Below are 17093 nucleotides of genomic sequence, written 5' to 3' on the forward strand. Positions count from 1 at the left end.
GATTGTACCCCCGCCACTGTCGCGGTGATAGGATGTGGGCCCGATATCGATTCTTTTTTCGAGCCGCTGCGGCGGGCATCCGAGGGTGCTGCCGGGCGGCTATCAGCAGTGAAGCCACCCATGTTCGGACTATTCAAGAGTCGCAAGAAACAGCAGCAGGAACGAGCCGACGAGGAACAGGCGCGCCGCGAGGAGGCCGAGGCAGCGGCTGACGCATCAGTCGAGAACGGCGCTGACGCCGGCGACGCCGCGGTCGAACACCCGCCCGGCGCGCCCGAGCAGGCCGCGGATGAGCAGGCCGCGGATGAGCAGGCCGAGAATGAGCGCGTTGATACGGCCGACGGTTCGCCAACCCCCGAGGCTGACAAGCAGGCCGACAGGAGCGCCGAGCCTTCGGAAGATGTTGCCGAGGTCGGCGACGTCGCGCGCGTGGACGTGGAAGAGAAGCCCGCCGACGAGGCGGCGGCTGGTGTCGACGAAGGGTCGACTGCCCAGAACCGCCCTGACGACGCCGTCAAGGCGCCAGCTCACGAGGAGCCGGCTCCGGTCGAATGGACCGAGCCGCAGCCGCCTGCCGCCACGCCCTATGATCCGGCGCCCCGCGAGGAGGCCGCGGCGCAAGCCGCGTTGAGCGAGTCGCTGCCGGCAGAGTCGGCGCAATCGGCAGTGGAGGAAGTCCCGGCGGCGCAGACGCGTGAAGCCGAGCTTGCCACTGACGTCACACCCGAACCCGCGTCGCAGGCGCCGCAGGAAAAGCCCAAGCGCGGCTGGCTGGCCCGCGTTCGCGCCGGTCTCGGGCGAACCCGCGCCAATCTGACAGACGGTATTGCGGATCTGCTCGTCGGCAAGAAGCAGATCGACGAGGATCTGCTCGAGGATCTCGAGACCCAGCTTCTGATGGCGGACGTCGGCATCGACGCGACGAGCGAGATCATCGAGCGCCTCACGGCCCGAGTCCGTCGCAAGGAGCTCTCCGATGCCGACGCTCTCTATCGGGCGCTCCAGGACGAACTTTCGGGACTACTCGAGTCGGTGAGCCAGCCTTTGAGCCTGCCGCCAAAAGGCCAGGGACCGTTCGTCATCCTGATGGTCGGCGTCAACGGCGTGGGCAAGACGACCACCATCGGTAAGCTGACACAGCGCTTCCAGAACGAAGGGCGCAGCGTGATGCTGGCGGCTGGCGACACCTTTCGCGCCGCGGCCGTCGAGCAGCTCAAGGTCTGGGGGGAGCGTAATCGCGTGCCGGTGATCGCCCAGCACACCGGCGCCGATAGCGCTTCGGTTATCTACGATGCGCTTGCTGCAGCCAGGGCGCGCAAGGTCGACGTGCTGATCGCCGACACGGCCGGGCGCCTGCACAACAAGAGCCACCTGATGGAAGAGCTCAAGAAGGTGCAGCGGGTCATGGCCAAGCTCGATGCCGAGGCTCCGCATGAGGTGATGCTGGTACTCGATGCCGGTACCGGGCAGAACGCGATCTCCCAGGCGACGACGTTCGACGAGGCGATTCCGGTAACCGGTATCACGCTGACCAAGCTCGATGGCACCGCGAAAGGCGGCATCATCTTTGCGCTGGCGAAGAAGACGGGGACGCCGATTCGTTTCATCGGCGTGGGGGAAACCCTCGATGACCTGCGGCCGTTCGATGCGGATACTTTCGTCAAGGCGCTGTTCGGTCGTGACGCCGAGCAGGAGGACGATTCCGCTTCATGATCGCCTTCGAGCATGTCGGCAAGCGCTACGGCGGGCGTTTCGAAGCGCTCGCCGATATCAACTTCCGCATCGAGCGCGGTGAGATGGTGTTCCTGACCGGCCACTCCGGCGCGGGCAAGAGTTCGCTGCTGCGCCTTATCATGCGACTAGAACGCCCATCGCGCGGTCGGGTGATGGTCGCCGGTCACGATCTCGACGGGCTGCACATCAGTCAGGTGCCTTATTACCGTCGCCAGATCGGGGTCGTGTTTCAAGATCATCAACTGCTGTTCGATCGCGATATCTTCGCCAACGTGGCGCTGCCGCTGACGATTCAGGGCGTGGAACCTGCCGATGCAGCGCGGCGCGTGCGTGCCGCGCTGGACAAGGTCGGGTTGCTGCACCGCGAGCGGGCGCTGCCGATCGAGCTCTCCACGGGTGAGCAGCAGCGGGTCGGTATCGCCCGCGCCGTGGTCAACAAGCCGGCGCTGCTGCTGGCGGACGAGCCGACGGGGAACCTCGACCCTCAACTCTCGACCGACATCATGCGCCTGCTCGAGGACTTCAACAGCATCGGCACGACCGTCATGGTGGCGAGTCACGACCTGGCCTTGATCGCGCGTCTGCGCCACCGCGTGCTGAAGCTGGGCCAAGGACGTCTGATCAGCGACGAGGAGGCGGCATGAACGCACGGCGCCAACCCGAAGCCGGCCGGCGCGGCGCGCAGCGGGCCACATCGCGGCAGGGTGGATCGCAACGCGGTGGATCGCAGCATGGCGGCGGTGGGCGAGCCTGGCTGCGCCACCATCGCGAGATCATGACCGACAGTGCCCGGCGGCTGATCCGGCGACCGGTTTCGAGCCTGCTGACCATGCTGGCCATCGCCATCGCATTGATTCTGCCGGCGGGTCTCTGGCTGGTGCTGGACAGCGCTCGGCTGCTCGATGATCGGCTCGACGACAGCGCCACGCTGACCGTCTACTTCGATGCCGACGTCGACGAGACTCGGGCCATGGGCCTGGCCACGAACATCGGCGATCAGGCCGGCGTGGCGGCGACGCGACTGGTGACGGCGGCGGAAGGGCTGGCGGATTTCCAGCAGTCGCTTGGCGTCGACGATGCGCTGTCGGAACTCGACCAGAATCCGCTGCCGGCGAGTGTCGTGGTCACGCCGGACGATACGACGCCGGCGGCCGTTCAGACGCTGAGTCAAAGTCTGAAGCAGCTTCCCGGTGTCGACGAGGTGCGTCTCGACCTGGCCTGGCTGGACCGTCTGCAGCAGCTTGCTGCGCTGGGGCAACGGGTGACGCTCGGCCTGGCGCTGCTGTTCGGTCTCGGCGTGCTGCTGGTGGTCGGTAACACCGTCAGGCTGGCGGTCGAGAGTCGCCGCCAGGAGATCGAAGTCGTGACCTTGATCGGCGCGACCTACGCCTTCGTGCGACGCCCGTTTCTCTATAGCGGCGCCTGGTATGGCCTCGGCGGCGGTGCGCTTGCGCTGGTCATTCTCGCGCTCGGCGGCAATTGGCTGGCGGCGCCGGTCGCTGCACTCGCCCAGAGTTATGGGGCTGAGTTCACGCTGCCATCATTGGGCTTGACGCATTCGGCTTTTCTGCTGTTCTTTAGTACAATACTTGGCTGGTTGGGTGCCTGGATCGCCGTCGGCCGTCATCTTGCCGACATCAAGCCCCGCTAGGCTTAACGCCCTGTCTGGCCAAAGCGCCCGTCAATGGCGCTACTGAAAGCCTTGAACTTTTGGCCCATGCCGAGGTCATATAGATTACCTCGCCAATGGGCAGAACAAACTGCCGCGCCGCGCGGTCACAGTGGGATGGAGCCTGACGCTCTCCCGCCGCTGCGGTGCCTAGCATGGAGACATTGCACATGAGCACGAGTCTTCAAACGATCGGGAATCTCTCCCCAGGTAACGACGTCAACGGTTACATTCAGGCCGTCAACGGCATTCCGATACTGACCGCGGACGAAGAACATGATCTCGCCGTGCGGCTGCACGAAGAGGACGATCTGGAGTCCGCACGGCGCCTGATCATGTCGCACCTACGTTTCGTGGTGCATATCGCCCGCAGCTATTCCGGCTACGGCCTGCCGCAGGCCGACCTGATTCAGGAAGGCAACGTCGGCCTAATGAAGGCGGTCAAGCGCTTCGACCCTTACCAGGGTGTGCGTCTGGTCTCTTTCGCGGTCCACTGGATCAAGGCGGAGATTCACGAATACGTGCTGCGCAACTGGCGGATCGTCAAGATCGCGACGACCAAGGCGCAGCGCAAGCTCTTCTTCAACCTGCGCAGCGCCAAGAAGCGTCTTGCCTGGTTGAACAATGACGAAGTCGATGCCATCGCCAAGGATCTCGATGTCAAGCCGACGGTCGTGCGTGAGATGGAGGGCCGCCTCTCCGCTTACGACGCCGGTTACGATGCCAGTCCAGGTGAAGAGGAAGAGCAGGGTTACCAGGCCCCGGCCCAGTACCTGCAGGATCACAGCTTCGACCCGGCGGCGCAGCTCGAGGCCGATGACTGGGAGGCGGACTACACACGTCGCCTGCGTGACGCACTCGGCTCGCTCGACGATCGCTCACGCGATATTCTGCAGCGTCGCTGGCTTTCCGAGCACAAGTCCACGCTGCACGAGCTGGCGGACGTCTATGGCGTCTCCGCCGAGCGTATTCGTCAGCTGGAGAAGAATGCGATGAAGAAGATCAAGCAGCAGCTGGGCGACACCTTGGCAGCTTGATGCGTTCTCCATCAAAGGTTGGAGTAGTAAACCAAGAGCCCGGCGATCGCCGGGCTTTTTGCGTCGTTCAGACGTTGACGGCGGGAGTCGGCGCCAACAGGCCGCTCCCCAGCAGGCGCCACTGATCTTCCCAATGTGCCGTCGGCCGATGGCGGAAATCGCTGCGCACGTACTGGCTGATTCTTCCCTCGACGAAGGCCGACAGCAGGTTGGCCGCGGCGCTCGTCGGCACTCTGGCGCGCAGACCTTCGCGAAGCTCCGCCTCGCGCAGGATCTGCTTGAACTGCGTCTCGAGACGCTCGAACAGCTGCGACATCCGCGTTCGCAGCCGCGCGGTCTCGCCGGTGAGAACGTCGCCGTCCATCAGCCGGCTGAGCCCGGGATTCTTCTCGGCGAAAGCCAGTACCAGCTGGACGATGGTCTCGCACTGTTCGAGCGCCGTCGGCGCCTCATCGACGATACGACGAATTCGCTCGAACAGACTGGTCTCGATGAACTCGATCAGCCCCTCGAACATACGCGCCTTGCTCGGAAAGTGGCGATAGAGCGCCGCTTCGCTGACGCCGACCTGGCGGGCCAGCGCGGCGGTCGTGATGCGCTTGCCGCTATCTTCTTCGAGCATCAGCGCGAGTGCCTGAAGGATCTGTTCACGGCGTGAAGGTGTAGAGCTTGCCTGCGTCATGATGTTTGTTGTCACTGCCTTGTCCGGCTTCCTCTTTGAAGCGCCCGACGTCTTGCCGAGCAGGCCCTCCTGGCCCGGGTGGTCGATGAGAGATGCCATATTCAGGCGATCGGCACTCAGTCCCGCTGATCGGTGATCTGGGTGCCCACGCCGGCGTCGGTGAAGATCTCGAGCAGCGTCGAGTGGACGACTCGACCATCGACGATCACCGCACTCCCGACGCCGCCCTTGACCGCCTCGAGGGCGCAGCGAATCTTCGGCAGCATGCCGCCGTAGATGGTGCCGTCGGCGATCAGGGCATCGACCTGCTCCGTCGACAGGCCGGTCATGACATTGCCTTGCGCGTCCTGCAGGCCGGCGACGTTGGTCAGCAGCATCAACTTCTCGGCCTTGAGCGCCTCGGCGACCTTGCCGGCGACGAGATCGGCGTTGATGTTATAGCTATGACCCTCGCGGTCGACACCGATCGGCGCGATGACCGGAATGAAATCCCGCTCGGCGAGCATCTCGATCAGGTCGGTCGAGATATGCTCGACTTCGCCGACATGGCCGATATCGATGATCTCGGACGCGGTCATTTCCGGCGTGCGGTGCTCGACCTTGAGCTGACGTGCCAGAATCTGTGCGTTGTCCTTGCCGGTCACCCCGATCGCCTTGCCGCCGCACTGGTTGATCTGGTTAACGATGCTCTTGTTGACCAGCCCGCCCAGCACCATCTCGACCACGTCCATGGTCTCGGCATCGGTCACGCGCATGCCGTTGACGAAGCGGGATTCGATATTGAGTCGCGCCAGCAGCTGGCCGATCTGCGGACCACCGCCATGCACGACGACCGGGTTGATGCCGACCTCCTTCATCAGCACCATGTCTCGGGCGAACGAGTCGATCAACTTGTCCTCGGTCATGGCGTTGCCGCCATATTTGACCACCACCGTCTTCCCGGAGTAGCGCTGAATGTAGGGCAGCGCCTCCGACAGTATCTCCACCACGTGGCGCGGGTCGCGTGAGCTCGCACTCATGAGTCGTTGTCTCTCCAACCGTTGTTCATGTGTTGTCGTCTCGTTTCTCTCGCTACCGGCAAAGGCAGCTTCGTCAGCCTGAAAATGCAGCGTCATCAATCTAGAAGGGGAGCTCGGCGTCAGGCAGCACCGCGGCGAGCGCACCGCGGAAGCGCTGCTGCACGCGTCCGAGCGCCTCTTGATCCTTGCCCTCGAAGCGCAGTACCAGCATCGGGGTGGTGTTGGAGGCGCGGCACAGGCCCCAGCCATCCGGGTAGTCGACGCGGATGCCATCCAGCGTCGTCTTGATGCCACCCTGGCCGAAATCGCCACGCTCGGCCAGGCGCTCGACGATCGCGAATTTTTCCTCGTCGCTGACTTCGACATTGAGTTCGGGGGTGCCCGGATCCTGTGGGAACGCGGCGAAGAAGGCGTCGGCGTCGAGTGGCTGACGAGACAGGATCTCGAGCAGGCGCGCGGCGCTGTAAAGCCCGTCGTCAAAGCCATACCAGCGCTCTTGGAAAAAGATATGTCCGCTGACTTCGCCGCCGAGCAGAGCGCCGGTCTCCTTCATGCGCGCCTTGATCAACGAGTGACCCGTGCGCCACATTTCCGGCTCGCCGCCGGCGCGTTCGATGATTTCGGACAGATTCCCCGAGCATTTGACGTCGAAGATCACCCGCGCGCCTGGCTGTCGCGAGAGCAGATCGATCGCAAAGGCCATCATCAGACGATCGGGAAAGATGATCTCGCCGGCGGGGGTCACCACGCCGAGACGATCACCGTCACCGTCGAAGGCCAGGCCGATGTCGGCGCCGGTCTCGCGCACCTCGGCGATCAGATCCTGCAGGTTCTCGGGCTTGCCGGGATCCGGATGATGGTTGGGAAAGTCGCCGTCGATCTCGGCGAACAAAGGAACGGTCTCGACGCCCAGCGCCGCGATCAGCTCCGGCCCCAGTTCGCCGGCGACGCCGTTGCCGCAGTCGACGACAGCCTTCAACGGCCGCTCGAGGTGGACATCGTCCACAATCCGGGCCAGATAGTCCTTGCGGATATCGCGGCTTTCGAGCGTGCCCGTTCCCTCGCGCAGGTCGTTCTGTTCGATTCGCTGGAAGAGCGCCGTGATCGCGTCACCCGAGATGGCGACGCCGTCGAGCACGATCTTGAAGCCGTTGTAGTCCGGCGGGTTATGGCTGCCGGTAACCATCACGCCGCTCGCGCTGTCGGCGAGCGTGGCGGTGGCGAAGTAGAGCACCGGCGTCGGCACTCGGCCGATATCGATGACGTCGCAACCGGTCGCGAGCAGCCCGCGAACCAGCGCCGCCTGTAGCGTCGGGCCCGAGTGGCGACCGTCGCGAGCGACGATCACCCGATGCTGCCCGCGCGACAACGCTTCGCTGCCGACGGCGCGGCCGATCCATTCGACCCCGGTTTCGGTGAGAGTCTTGCCGACGATACCGCGAATGTCGTAAGCGCGGAAAATCGCAGCGGGTACCGGCGTCGGAAAATCTTCAGTCATCTCGTGCCTCGTGGGTCTGCTTTCTCTTCTGGACGCTGCCTGACAGGATCCGGTGAATCGCGCCTCGGTGGAGTCGTTCAGCCCCAAGGCTCGAGCGTCAACGACACGGACTCGACGCCGTCGGTCATCAACCACTCGCCCTCCATCAAGGTGGCATCGAGCGACAGGTTGCGGTCGACCCGTTCCGTCAGCGCGGCGAGAGGCGCTGACGGCAGATTGCGAACTTCGACTCGCGGCAAGGCTTCGATATCGGGACCGAGCTTCTTCCACCACTGCTCGGCACTGCGAGGCGAGTAGGGGTAGATCAGGACGCGCTCGGCACGGGATAACCCCTGCTTGATCCGCTTGAGCGATGGCTCACCCAACTCTATCCACAGCCGGTTCTGGCCATCCGGCGTCTTGAGCCACAGATCGGGCTCGTCCTCGCTGCTGAGTCCCCGCGTCATGGCAAGATCGTCGCCGTCGTCGATGAAATGCGCGTTGTCGATGAAGGCGATCAGCCGCGCCATCAGCCGCGTCGAGGTTTCCGACGGGTGGCAGGCGATCGTCAACGCGTGGGTAGCGTAGTAGTGGTGGTCCAGATCGCTGACGTTGAGTCTGGCTTTATAGATGGTTGCGCTCAGGGCCACGACGGTCGGCTCCTGGTGAGAGTGATCACTGGCGACCAGAGTGGCCGAAGCCACCCGCGGCGCGTTCGGTGGCGACGAACTCCTCGACGATCTCCAGCTCCGCCTGCACCACCGGGACCAGTACGTACTGTGCCAGGCGCTCGCCCGGTTCGAGGACGAACGTATCGCGACCGCGATTCCAGACCGAGATCATCAACTCGCCCTGATAATCGGAGTCGATCAACCCGACCAGATTGCCAAGCACGATGCCGTGCTTGTGGCCCAGCCCCGAACGGGGCAGCACGATACCGGCCAGTTGAGGGTCACCGATATGCATCGCGAGCCCGGTTCTGACGAGAGCGCTGTCGCCCGGGGCGAGTTCGAGCGGTGCATCGAGCAGGGCACGCAGATCCATCCCCGCGCTGCCGCTCGTGGCGTAGTGCGGCAGAGGGTATTCGCGCACGCGCTCATCGAGAATCTTGACGGAGAGTCGGGGGGCCGAGTTGGAAGATGACATGTCGAGAAAGCGTTCCTGAAAAGCGAAAGTGAGTCCGGAAGACGGCTAGCTTAACATCGTGGCGGTCTCAGGCGGTCGGCGCCGTTCAGGGCAGGCGTTCGACCACGTGATCGAGGATGGCGTCGGCAAGCCTTCTCTTCGACTGCAGCGGCAGCGGCTGGCGGCGTGTCTCGTCGCGTTCGCGCCACAGCAGCGTGGCCGCATTGTCATCGCTGCCGAAGCCACGGTCCCCACGGGCGACGTCGTTGGCGACGATCAGATCGAGTCGCTTGCGCTCGAGCTTGCTGCCGGCATGCGTTTCCAGCGACTGCGTCTCGGCGGCGAAGCCGACGGTGAAGGGCCGGTCCGCACGAGCGGCGACGGTCGCGACGATATCCGGGTTGCGTACCAGCGCGAGCGTCAGGCCGCTCTCGTCTTCGGTCTTCTTCAACTTGTGCTCGGCGACATGGGCGGCGCGATAGTCGGCCACGGCGGCACAGGCGATGAACAGGTCGCAGGGCAGTCGAGATTCCACTGCGGCCAGCATCTCCTCGGCCGAGGTGACATCCTGGCGCTCGACGCCCGGCGGCGTCGGCAGTGACACCGGCCCGCTGACAAGCGTCACGGTAGCGCCGCGCGCGGCGCAGGCCGCGGCAAGCGCGTAACCCATCTTGCCGGAGCTGTGATTGGAGAGATAGCGCACCGGGTCGAGCGCCTCCCGCGTCGGGCCGGCGGTGATCACCACATGCCTGCCGGCCAGGTCTCGATGAATCGTCATCGCCTCGACAGACGGATGTCCACTCGATGCGAGTGTCTCGCTTAGCTGATGGAAGATCGCCTCCGGTTCGAGCATGCGACCGAGGCCGACATCACCGCAGGCCTGATCGCCGGCATCCGGGCCCAGCAGCGTCCAGCCGAACTGACCGAGCCTGTCGGCATTGGCCAGTGTCGCCGGGTGTCGCCACATCGCCTGATTCATCGCCGGCGCCATCACGCAGCGCGCTTCGGTGGCGAGACAAAGCGTGGTCAGCAGATCGTCGGCGTGGCCATGAGCCAGGCGTGCCATCAGATCGGCGGTGGCCGGGGCGATCAGGATCACGTCCGCCCACTTGGCCAGCTCGATGTGACCCATGCCGGCCTCGGCTTCCGGGTCGAGCAGCGAGGTGCGAACCGGCTCACCAGTCAGTGCCTGCAGCGTCAGCGGCGTGATGAAAGCCTGCGCGCCCTCGGTCATCACCACGCGCACTTCGGCCCCTGTCTTCTTCAACAGGCGGGCGAGCGACGCGCTCTTGTAGGCGGCGATACCGGCGCTGATGCCGAGCAGAATGCGTTTGCCAGCCAGCGAGGCAAGCGGGGAGGACGACATGGTCGAATGCCCTGGTGGAAGGTTCCGAAAATCGTGGTCACAACCTTATCACCCGCGTTCGGGAATGCGTAGCGCCGGGCACGCGAGCCCGACGCAACGCGATCGTCAGCGCCCGGGTAACAGTCGCTCGACGGCGCACGCCACCCCACGCAGTTCGGCCAGTCCCTTGAGTCTGCCGATGAGCGGGTAGCCGGGACGGCTGTCGCGGGTCAGATCGTCGAGCAGGTGGTGACCGTGATCGGGGCGCAGGGGCAGGCGATGACCGCCTTCTTGCTGGCGGCGGCGCCGTTCGTGAATCAGCTCACCGATCACGCCCACCATGTCGACGTCGCCATTCAGGTGCCCGGCCTCGTGGAAGCTGCGTGGATCGGCCTCGCGGCGCGTGGCACGCAGATGGGCGAAGTGGATATACGGACCAAAGCGCTCGACCATCGCGACGAGATTGTTGTCTTCGCGAACGCCGTAGGAGCCGGTGCAGAAAGTCAGCCCGTTGGCGGGACTCGGCGCGCAATCGAGAATCGCCTGGGCGTCGTCGGCAGTCGACACCACGCGGGGCAGGCCCAGCAGTTCTCGAGGCGGGTCGTCGGGGTGGATTGCCAGACGGACGCCCGCTTCCTCGGCCGTCGGAACGATAGCGCGCAGGAACGTCGCCAGATTGGCCCGCAGTCGCTCGGCGTCGATATCTCGATAGGCGGCGAGCGCGCGGCGAAAATCCTCCAGCGTGTAGTGCTCTTCGGTGCCCGGTAGCCCGGCGATGATGGTATCGACGAGATGCGCTCGGCCGGCGTCATCGAGCGTGCCGACATAGGCTTGGGCGGCCTCTCTCTCGGTCTCGCTGTATTCCGCTTCGGCACCCTCGCGTGCGAGCAGGAAGAGATCGAAAGCGGCAAACGCCGTCTGATCGAAACGCAGCGCGGTGCCGCCGTCAGGCAGCGGCCAGGCGAGGTCGGTACGTGTCCAGTCGAGAATCGGCATGAAGTTGTAGCAGACCACGTCGATACCGCACTCGCCGAGATTGGCAAGCGTTCGACGGTAGTTGTCGATATAACGCTCGGCTTCCGGCGAGCCCTGCTTGATCGCATCGTGGACCGGTACGCTCTCGACCACGGACCAGGTCAGTCCGGCGGCCTCGATCGTGCGCTTGCGCTCGGCGATCGCCTCAACCGGCCAGATTTCGCCGTTGGGGACCTCATGCAGCGCGGTGACGATGCCGGTCGCGCCCGCCTGACGGATCTCTTCCAGGGTGATGGGGTCGGCGGGGCCGAACCAGCGCCAGGTGTATTCCATGTTCAGGGTATCCGGTTGGAGGCGGAAGTGGAGGCGTCGCCGAGGCAACGCTCGATAGCGTTGTCGAGTCCCTGGCGCTCGAACTGGTCAAGCCTGTCGGCGATGGCCTCGACGATCCCCCGGGTATTGCGCAGCTTGGCAGGGAAGATCGCATCGAGAGAAAGGAAGGCCGTTACCAGCGCGATCGGATCGCCGGCGTGACGCCGGTGCAATTCGGCGCAGGTCGGAGCCATCGGGTCGCTGATGGCCAGCGGGTGTCCGGCGAGATCTTGACCGGCCATGAAGCGAATCCAGGCGGCGATGCCGATGAGGGTGGCGTCGAGCGTTGCATCTGCCGGTGGCGTGGCGCCGCCGTTCAACCGTGCCGCGGCCCCGGCCAGCCAGCGCTGAGGCAGCTTCTGCGATCCGTCCATGGCGATCTGGATCAGCCGGTGCCGAAGACTGTCATTGCCGAATCTTGCCAGCAGGCTTTCGGTATAGGCGGTGGCATCGGCGCCGGCGGGCAGTGTCAGCGTCGGGATGGCTTCACGCTGCCAGTAGTGACGCAGTAATTCGCGATAGGCCGGGTGGGCCACGGCGGCATCGACCGTTTCGATGCCGGCGAGCGAGCCGCAGTAGGCCAGCAGCGAATGCGCGCCGTTGAGCAGGCGTAGCTTCATGGTCTCGAACGGCGTCACGTCGTTCACCATCTCCACACCGTCCGCTGCCCAGTCGGGCCGCCCCTGGGGAAAGTCGTCCTCGACCACCCACTGGCGAAACGATTCACAGACCACGGCGGCGGGATCGTCGACGTCGATGGCGGCGAGTCTTTCAAGGTCGCTATCCGTCATCGCCGGCACGATGCGATCGACCATGCTCGAGGGGAAGGCAACGTTCTCCGCGATCCACTGCGCCAGCGGGGCGTCGTTCTCGGCGGCCAGCGAGATGACGGCGCGACGCGTGCGCTTGCCGTTCTCCGGCATGTTGTCACAGCAGAGTACGGCGAACGGGGCGATGTTCGCCCGCCGACGTCTGGTCAACGCGGCGACCAGCAGGCCTGGCGCCGTCCATGGTGTCGCCGGTTCGGCGATGTCGTGGGCGATCGGCTCGGCGTTCGTCAGCAGCTCGCCGCTGGCTGGATTGAGGAAATAGCCTTTTTCGGTGACGGTCAGCGTGACGATACGTACGTCCGGGTGACTCATTCGGGCGATCAGAGCTTCCCGGTCCGGACCGTCTGGGCCGGCGTAGAGCGCCTCTCGGATGACGCCGATCTCGCGCACCGTGACGCTGTCGCTGTGGCTGAACTCGGCGACGTGATAGCGCATGTCGGCATCGCGCAGCTGGTCGACCAGCGCACGGTTGGAGCGAATGTTGGCACTGCAGATCCCCCAATCGTCCGCCCCGGTACGGTCGAGGCACTGCTGCAGATAGACGGCCTGGTGGGCGCGATGGAACGCGCCCAGTCCCAGATGGACGATACCGATTCGGGCTGGAACTCGACCGGCCGGCCGGCGCTCGATGTCCATGTCGCAGGCACGCATCAAGACTCTCCCATCAGCAGATTGGGCAACCACAGTGACAGCGCTGGAATGAAAGAGACCAGCAGCAGCACGATCAGGTTGCAGATCAGGAACGGAACGATCGCCTTGGCCACGCGCAGCATGGGCAGTTTGCCGATGCTCGAGACCACGAACAGGCAGACGCCCACCGGCGGCGTGGTGAGACCGATCATCAGGTTCAGGACGGCCATGACGCCGAAGTGGATCGGGTCCATGCCGACACCGGTCGCCACGCCGAGCAGCGCCGGAAACAGGATGATCAGCGCGGCGATGGTCTCCATGAAAGCGCCGACGAAGAGCAGGATCAGGTTGAGGATCAGGATCACCACGATCGGGTTGTCGCTGAATCCCAGAATCGCACTGGCGAGCAGTTGCGGAATCTGCTGACTGGTCAGAATCCAGCCGAACAGATTGGCCAGACCGACCAGCAGCATCAGCGCCGCTGAGGTGATCACCGTGTCCGACAGGATGCCGCCGAGATTGCGCCAGTTGATGCCCTTGTAGACGAAGGTGCCGACCAGCAGTGCATAGAGGCTGGCGACGATCGAGGCTTCCGTCGGGGTGAACAGGCCGCCGATGATGCCGTAGAGGATGATGAAGGTCATCAGCAGCGCCCAGAACGCGCTGCGGCCTTCCTTGATCAGAGTCTTGAACGAGGCACGCTCTTCCTTGGGGTAGCCGCGACGCACGGCCAGCCAGTAGACGGTGATCATCATCGCCACACCGAGCAGCAGGCCGGGCAGGGCGCCGGCAAGGAACATTCGACCAACGGAAATGCCGGAGAGCGAGCCGACGATGATCATCGGCACGCTCGGCGGGATGATCGGGCCGATGGTCGAGGACGCCGCCGTCACCGCCGCGGCGAACGGCTTGTCGTAGCCGCTCTTGGCCATCCCCGGGATCATGACCGAGCCGATGCTGGCGGCATCGGCTACGGCAGTGCCTGAGATACCGCTGAAGATCATCGAACCGCCGACGTTGGCGAGCCCGAGACCGCCACGGATATGGCCGACCAGCGCATTGGAGAAGCGCACGATGTGCTGGGTGATGTTGCCCACGTTCATCAGGTTGCCCGCCATGACGAATCCGGGGATGCAGAGCAGCACGAAGGAGTCGATGCCGGAGAACATGCGCTGCGGCACGATCGTCAGCGAGATCCCGCTAAGCAGCAGATAGGCGACCGAGGAAACGCCCAGACAGAAGGCGATCGGCAGCCCGACCAGCAGCAGCACCAGGAAGGTGACAAAAAGAACAGCGATTTCCATCAGGACACCTCTTGGGTTCTATCGCTTCGGGGCGTGCCGCGAATCAGAGCCAGCAGGCCTTCCAGCGCGCAGATCAAGCCGTAGAAGAGCAGCGCGCCGAACAGCAGCACCGATGAGTAGAAGATGTAGATCATCGGAATGCGTAGGGTCGGCGAGGTCTGAAAAGCTCCGATCTGGGCGAATTTCCAGGCGTTGGGCAGTACCAGCAGGGCGAAACCCACGGTGATCAGCGAGATCAGCACCAGGTAGAGTGCCCGGCCGCGAGCGCCCAGCCAGCCGTGAAAGAGCTCGACGTTGACGTTGCGGTGACGGTGCAGCACGACACCGGCGCCGAGTGACACCATGTAGATGAACAGATAGCGCGTCAGCTCTTCGGTCCAGGACAGGGTGATCGGCAGGAAAAGCCGCGACGCCACCTGCAGCAGTACGGTCAGCGACAGACCGACCAGCGCGATGATGGCAAGTAACAGCAGGATTCGGTCGAGCACGTCCGCGATCTTGCCCAGCGGGCCGCCCAGACGGGGCACACGATTCAGAACCTCGAGGCTCTCCTGGACGTCCTCTTGCTGTGTATCCGCTGCTTGATTCGACATGAGAGTCTCCGAACGGGTGATGGCGGGGTCGGGAATCTGACTCGATGCTTCGTCAGATTCGCGACCGAACCGGATGCGCCTGGCTCGAATGCCGATTGGCTCAGAGGCCCTGAATCTCTTGATAGAGTTTGCGTTGCTCGTCGCTCAGGGAGTCGAGCACGGCAGGCTCTGCCTTATCGGCGAAGGCTTTCTGATCGACATCGACGAAGGTCATGCCCTTGTCCTTGAGCGCTTGCTCCAGACGCTGCTGATCCTTGACGAACAGGTCCTCTTCGTAGGACTGCATCTGACTGGCCGCATCGCGTACGACCTGCTGCAGGTCATCCGGCATCGACTCGAGTTTCTGCTTGCCGATCACCACGTAGATCCAGCTGCGCACGTGATCGGTCATGTCGACATACTTCTGCACCTCGTCGAAGCTCGCGCTCTCGATCAGGCTGAGCGGGTTCTCCTGGGCTTCGATGGTGTTCTGCTGCAGCGAAGTGAACACTTCGCTGAAGGCCATCGGGGTCGGTCGCGCGCCGAGCGCTTCCCAGGTGTCCACGAAGAGCGGCACGTTAGGCACGCGGATGCGCAGTCCGTCGAGGTCGTCCGGCGTCTTGATCGGGCGGTTGGACGTCAGCTCGCGAGGCCCCCGCTCGAACCAGGCGATGGGCACCAGTCCGGTGCGTTCGGTGATCTGCTTCTCGATCTCCTTGCCCACGCTCCCTTCGACCGTCTTGCGCAGGTGGTCCTCGTCGCGAAACAGATAGGGTACGGCCATCATCGCGGCTTTCGGTGCCCAGTTCTGCAGGCTCTCGCCGGTGATGGTCATGTCGGCGGTACCCAGCTGGATGCTGTTGATGACATCCATTTCGCTGCCGAGCTGCTCGTTGGGAAAGACCTGGACCTCGATGCGGCCGTCGGAGTTGGTCTCGACCAGATCCTTGAACTTGAGCGCTGCCTTGTTCCAGATGTTCTGCTCATTGGCCAGATGGCCGAACTTGAGCGTGTAATCGGCGGCGAAGACCGCCTGGCTTCCGAGCAGAGTGGCGCCGATCGCGGCGCCAGCCAGCAACTGCTTCAGGGGGAGTGAAAACATGGCGTGAATCTCCTGGCTTTGGGGCCTGTCGTGAGGGCTGGTGTGAGGGCTGTCGCGGACCTCGCGCAGTGCTCTCGACCCAGTGTCGTTCGTCGTTGTTATGGGAGTGCGTGTCACCGATGCGGCGTACCGAACGCGGCGACACGAGCCTTGGCGTCAGCTGCCGATGCGTACCAGCACCTTGCGCGCCTTTTCCGGATGGTTATCGAGCAGATCGATGGCCTCGGGCATTTCGCGCAAGGCGACGCGATGACTGATCAGCGCCTTGGGGTCGAGCCGTCCCGTCTCGATATGGGCGATCACCTCGGGAAACTTGCGGTTATTGAGTCGTGAGCCGATCAGCGTCAGCTCCTTCTTGATCACCTCGAGCTGGATCAGATCGCTGGGCGTCGCGCTGAAGCCAAGCAGACCGATGCGTCCGGCCGGGCAGGCCATACGCAGCATGCCGGGTAACATCGAGGGTACGCAGGCAGCATCGGCGATCAGCGGGATGCCCTCGCCGTCGGTGGCGGCCAGCACGGCACGCTCGAGATCCTCGTCACGACCGTTGATGGTATGGCTCGCACCCAGCTCGCGGGCGGTCGCCAGGCGCTCGTCGAGAATATCGGTGACGATGATCTCTTCGATGCCCATGGCGCGGGCCATCTGCAGCACGGTCAGACCGATGACGCCGGCACCGATCACCAGCAGGCGGTCACCCGGTAGAGGTGCCATGCGCGAGAGTACGTTGGCGGCAATCGAGTAGGGCTCGATGAGCGCTGCGGCATCGAGATCGAGGGCTTCGGGGATGCGGTAGGCATTGGCTGCCGGCACGGCGACCTGTTCGGCAAACCCGCCATTGCGGTGAACGCCGATCACGTTCATTGCGCTGCAAACGTTCGGACGACCGATGCGGCAGGGATAGCATTTGCCGCAATTGACCACCGGGTCGATACAGACCCGCTCTTCGACACGCGCGGCATCGACGCCCTCGCCGACGGCGCGTATCACCCCGGCGAACTCGTGGCCGGTGATACGCGGGAACCGCACGAAGGCGTTATCACCGTGGATGATGTGCATGTCCGAACCACAGATGCCGGCGAAGGCGACATCGATGACCACTTCGCCAGCGGCGGCCTCGGGAGCGGGCTGTTCGTTGACTTCGAAGTCGTGGGCAGCCTTGACCTGAAATGCTTGCATGAATTCTGTCTCCTCGACGTGTCGCGACGGGCCGCCGCCGA

General features: G+C 64.3%; 16 protein-coding genes. 4 read left to right on the forward strand and 12 right to left on the reverse strand.

Annotated elements, in window-relative coordinates:
* The first annotated feature begins 120 nt into the window (after positions 1-120).
* From ftsY to rpoH, 4 genes are all read left to right on the forward strand, one after another.
* Positions 121-1713, forward strand: a complete 1593-nt coding sequence (gene ftsY / locus IE125_RS09075) for a signal recognition particle-docking protein FtsY (protein ID WP_189444353.1) — start codon at positions 121-123, stop codon at positions 1711-1713.
* The gene (gene ftsE, locus IE125_RS09080; protein WP_189444354.1) at positions 1710-2378 is read left to right on the forward strand and encodes a cell division ATP-binding protein FtsE; all 669 of its coding nucleotides are present in this window, start codon (positions 1710-1712) and stop codon (positions 2376-2378) included. Before ftsY ends, ftsE begins: the two co-directional genes overlap by 4 nt.
* Positions 2375-3385 (forward strand): permease-like cell division protein FtsX, encoded by a 1011-nt coding sequence (gene ftsX / locus IE125_RS09085; protein ID WP_189444355.1) that lies wholly within the window; start codon positions 2375-2377, stop codon positions 3383-3385. Before ftsE ends, ftsX begins: the two co-directional genes overlap by 4 nt.
* 188 nt (positions 3386-3573) lie before the next feature.
* Entirely contained in the window at positions 3574-4440 is an 867-nt protein-coding gene (gene rpoH / locus IE125_RS09090; RefSeq protein ID WP_189444356.1) for an RNA polymerase sigma factor RpoH, read from the forward strand.
* A gap of 67 nt (positions 4441-4507) precedes the next feature.
* On the opposite strand, the gene slmA is transcribed toward rpoH, so the two are convergent.
* The 12 genes from slmA to IE125_RS09150 all read right to left on the reverse strand — a co-directional run bounded on the left by slmA (position 4508) and on the right by IE125_RS09150 (position 17052).
* The gene (gene slmA, locus IE125_RS09095) at positions 4508-5122 is read right to left on the reverse strand and encodes a nucleoid occlusion factor SlmA (RefSeq protein WP_189444778.1); all 615 of its coding nucleotides are present in this window, start codon (positions 5120-5122) and stop codon (positions 4508-4510) included.
* A gap of 116 nt (positions 5123-5238) precedes the next feature.
* On the reverse strand, positions 5239-6141 hold the full coding sequence (argB, locus tag IE125_RS09100; RefSeq protein WP_189444357.1) for an acetylglutamate kinase: 903 nt from the start codon (positions 6139-6141) through the stop codon (positions 5239-5241).
* Between the two features lie 100 nt (positions 6142-6241).
* Positions 6242-7639, reverse strand: a complete 1398-nt coding sequence (locus IE125_RS09105) for a phosphomannomutase/phosphoglucomutase (protein ID WP_189444358.1) — start codon at positions 7637-7639, stop codon at positions 6242-6244.
* A 77-nt stretch (positions 7640-7716) separates the two neighbouring features.
* Positions 7717-8268, reverse strand: a complete 552-nt coding sequence (locus IE125_RS09110) for a YaeQ family protein (RefSeq protein ID WP_189444359.1) — start codon at positions 8266-8268, stop codon at positions 7717-7719.
* A gap of 25 nt (positions 8269-8293) precedes the next feature.
* Positions 8294-8764, reverse strand: coding sequence for a dUTP diphosphatase (gene dut, locus IE125_RS09115; protein ID WP_189444360.1), 471 nt, complete (start codon positions 8762-8764; stop codon positions 8294-8296).
* A gap of 85 nt (positions 8765-8849) precedes the next feature.
* Complete coding sequence (gene coaBC / locus IE125_RS09120; RefSeq protein WP_189444361.1) at positions 8850-10109, reverse strand: bifunctional phosphopantothenoylcysteine decarboxylase/phosphopantothenate--cysteine ligase CoaBC; 1260 nt, start codon at positions 10107-10109, stop codon at positions 8850-8852.
* 105 nt (positions 10110-10214) lie between these two features.
* The gene (uxuA, locus tag IE125_RS09125; RefSeq protein WP_189444362.1) at positions 10215-11396 is read right to left on the reverse strand and encodes a mannonate dehydratase; all 1182 of its coding nucleotides are present in this window, start codon (positions 11394-11396) and stop codon (positions 10215-10217) included.
* Positions 11397-11398: 2 nt separating this feature from the next.
* The gene (locus tag IE125_RS09130; RefSeq protein ID WP_229809024.1) at positions 11399-12916 is read right to left on the reverse strand and encodes a mannitol dehydrogenase family protein; all 1518 of its coding nucleotides are present in this window, start codon (positions 12914-12916) and stop codon (positions 11399-11401) included.
* Complete coding sequence (locus IE125_RS09135; RefSeq protein WP_189444363.1) at positions 12916-14199, reverse strand: TRAP transporter large permease; 1284 nt, start codon at positions 14197-14199, stop codon at positions 12916-12918. The genes IE125_RS09130 and IE125_RS09135 overlap by 1 nt, the downstream gene beginning before the upstream one ends.
* Positions 14199-14792: a TRAP transporter small permease gene (locus IE125_RS09140; protein ID WP_189444364.1), complete on the reverse strand. Its 594-nt coding sequence runs from the start codon at positions 14790-14792 to the stop codon at positions 14199-14201. The genes IE125_RS09135 and IE125_RS09140 overlap by 1 nt, the downstream gene beginning before the upstream one ends.
* A gap of 100 nt (positions 14793-14892) precedes the next feature.
* The gene (locus IE125_RS09145; RefSeq protein WP_189444365.1) at positions 14893-15873 is read right to left on the reverse strand and encodes a TRAP transporter substrate-binding protein; all 981 of its coding nucleotides are present in this window, start codon (positions 15871-15873) and stop codon (positions 14893-14895) included.
* Positions 15874-16029: 156 nt separating this feature from the next.
* Entirely contained in the window at positions 16030-17052 is a 1023-nt protein-coding gene (locus tag IE125_RS09150; protein ID WP_189444366.1) for a Zn-dependent oxidoreductase, read from the reverse strand.
* Positions 17053-17093 lie beyond the last annotated feature (41 nt).

The organism is Salinicola rhizosphaerae, assembly GCF_014652715.1.
GTDB lineage: Bacteria > Pseudomonadota > Gammaproteobacteria > Pseudomonadales > Halomonadaceae > Salinicola > Salinicola rhizosphaerae.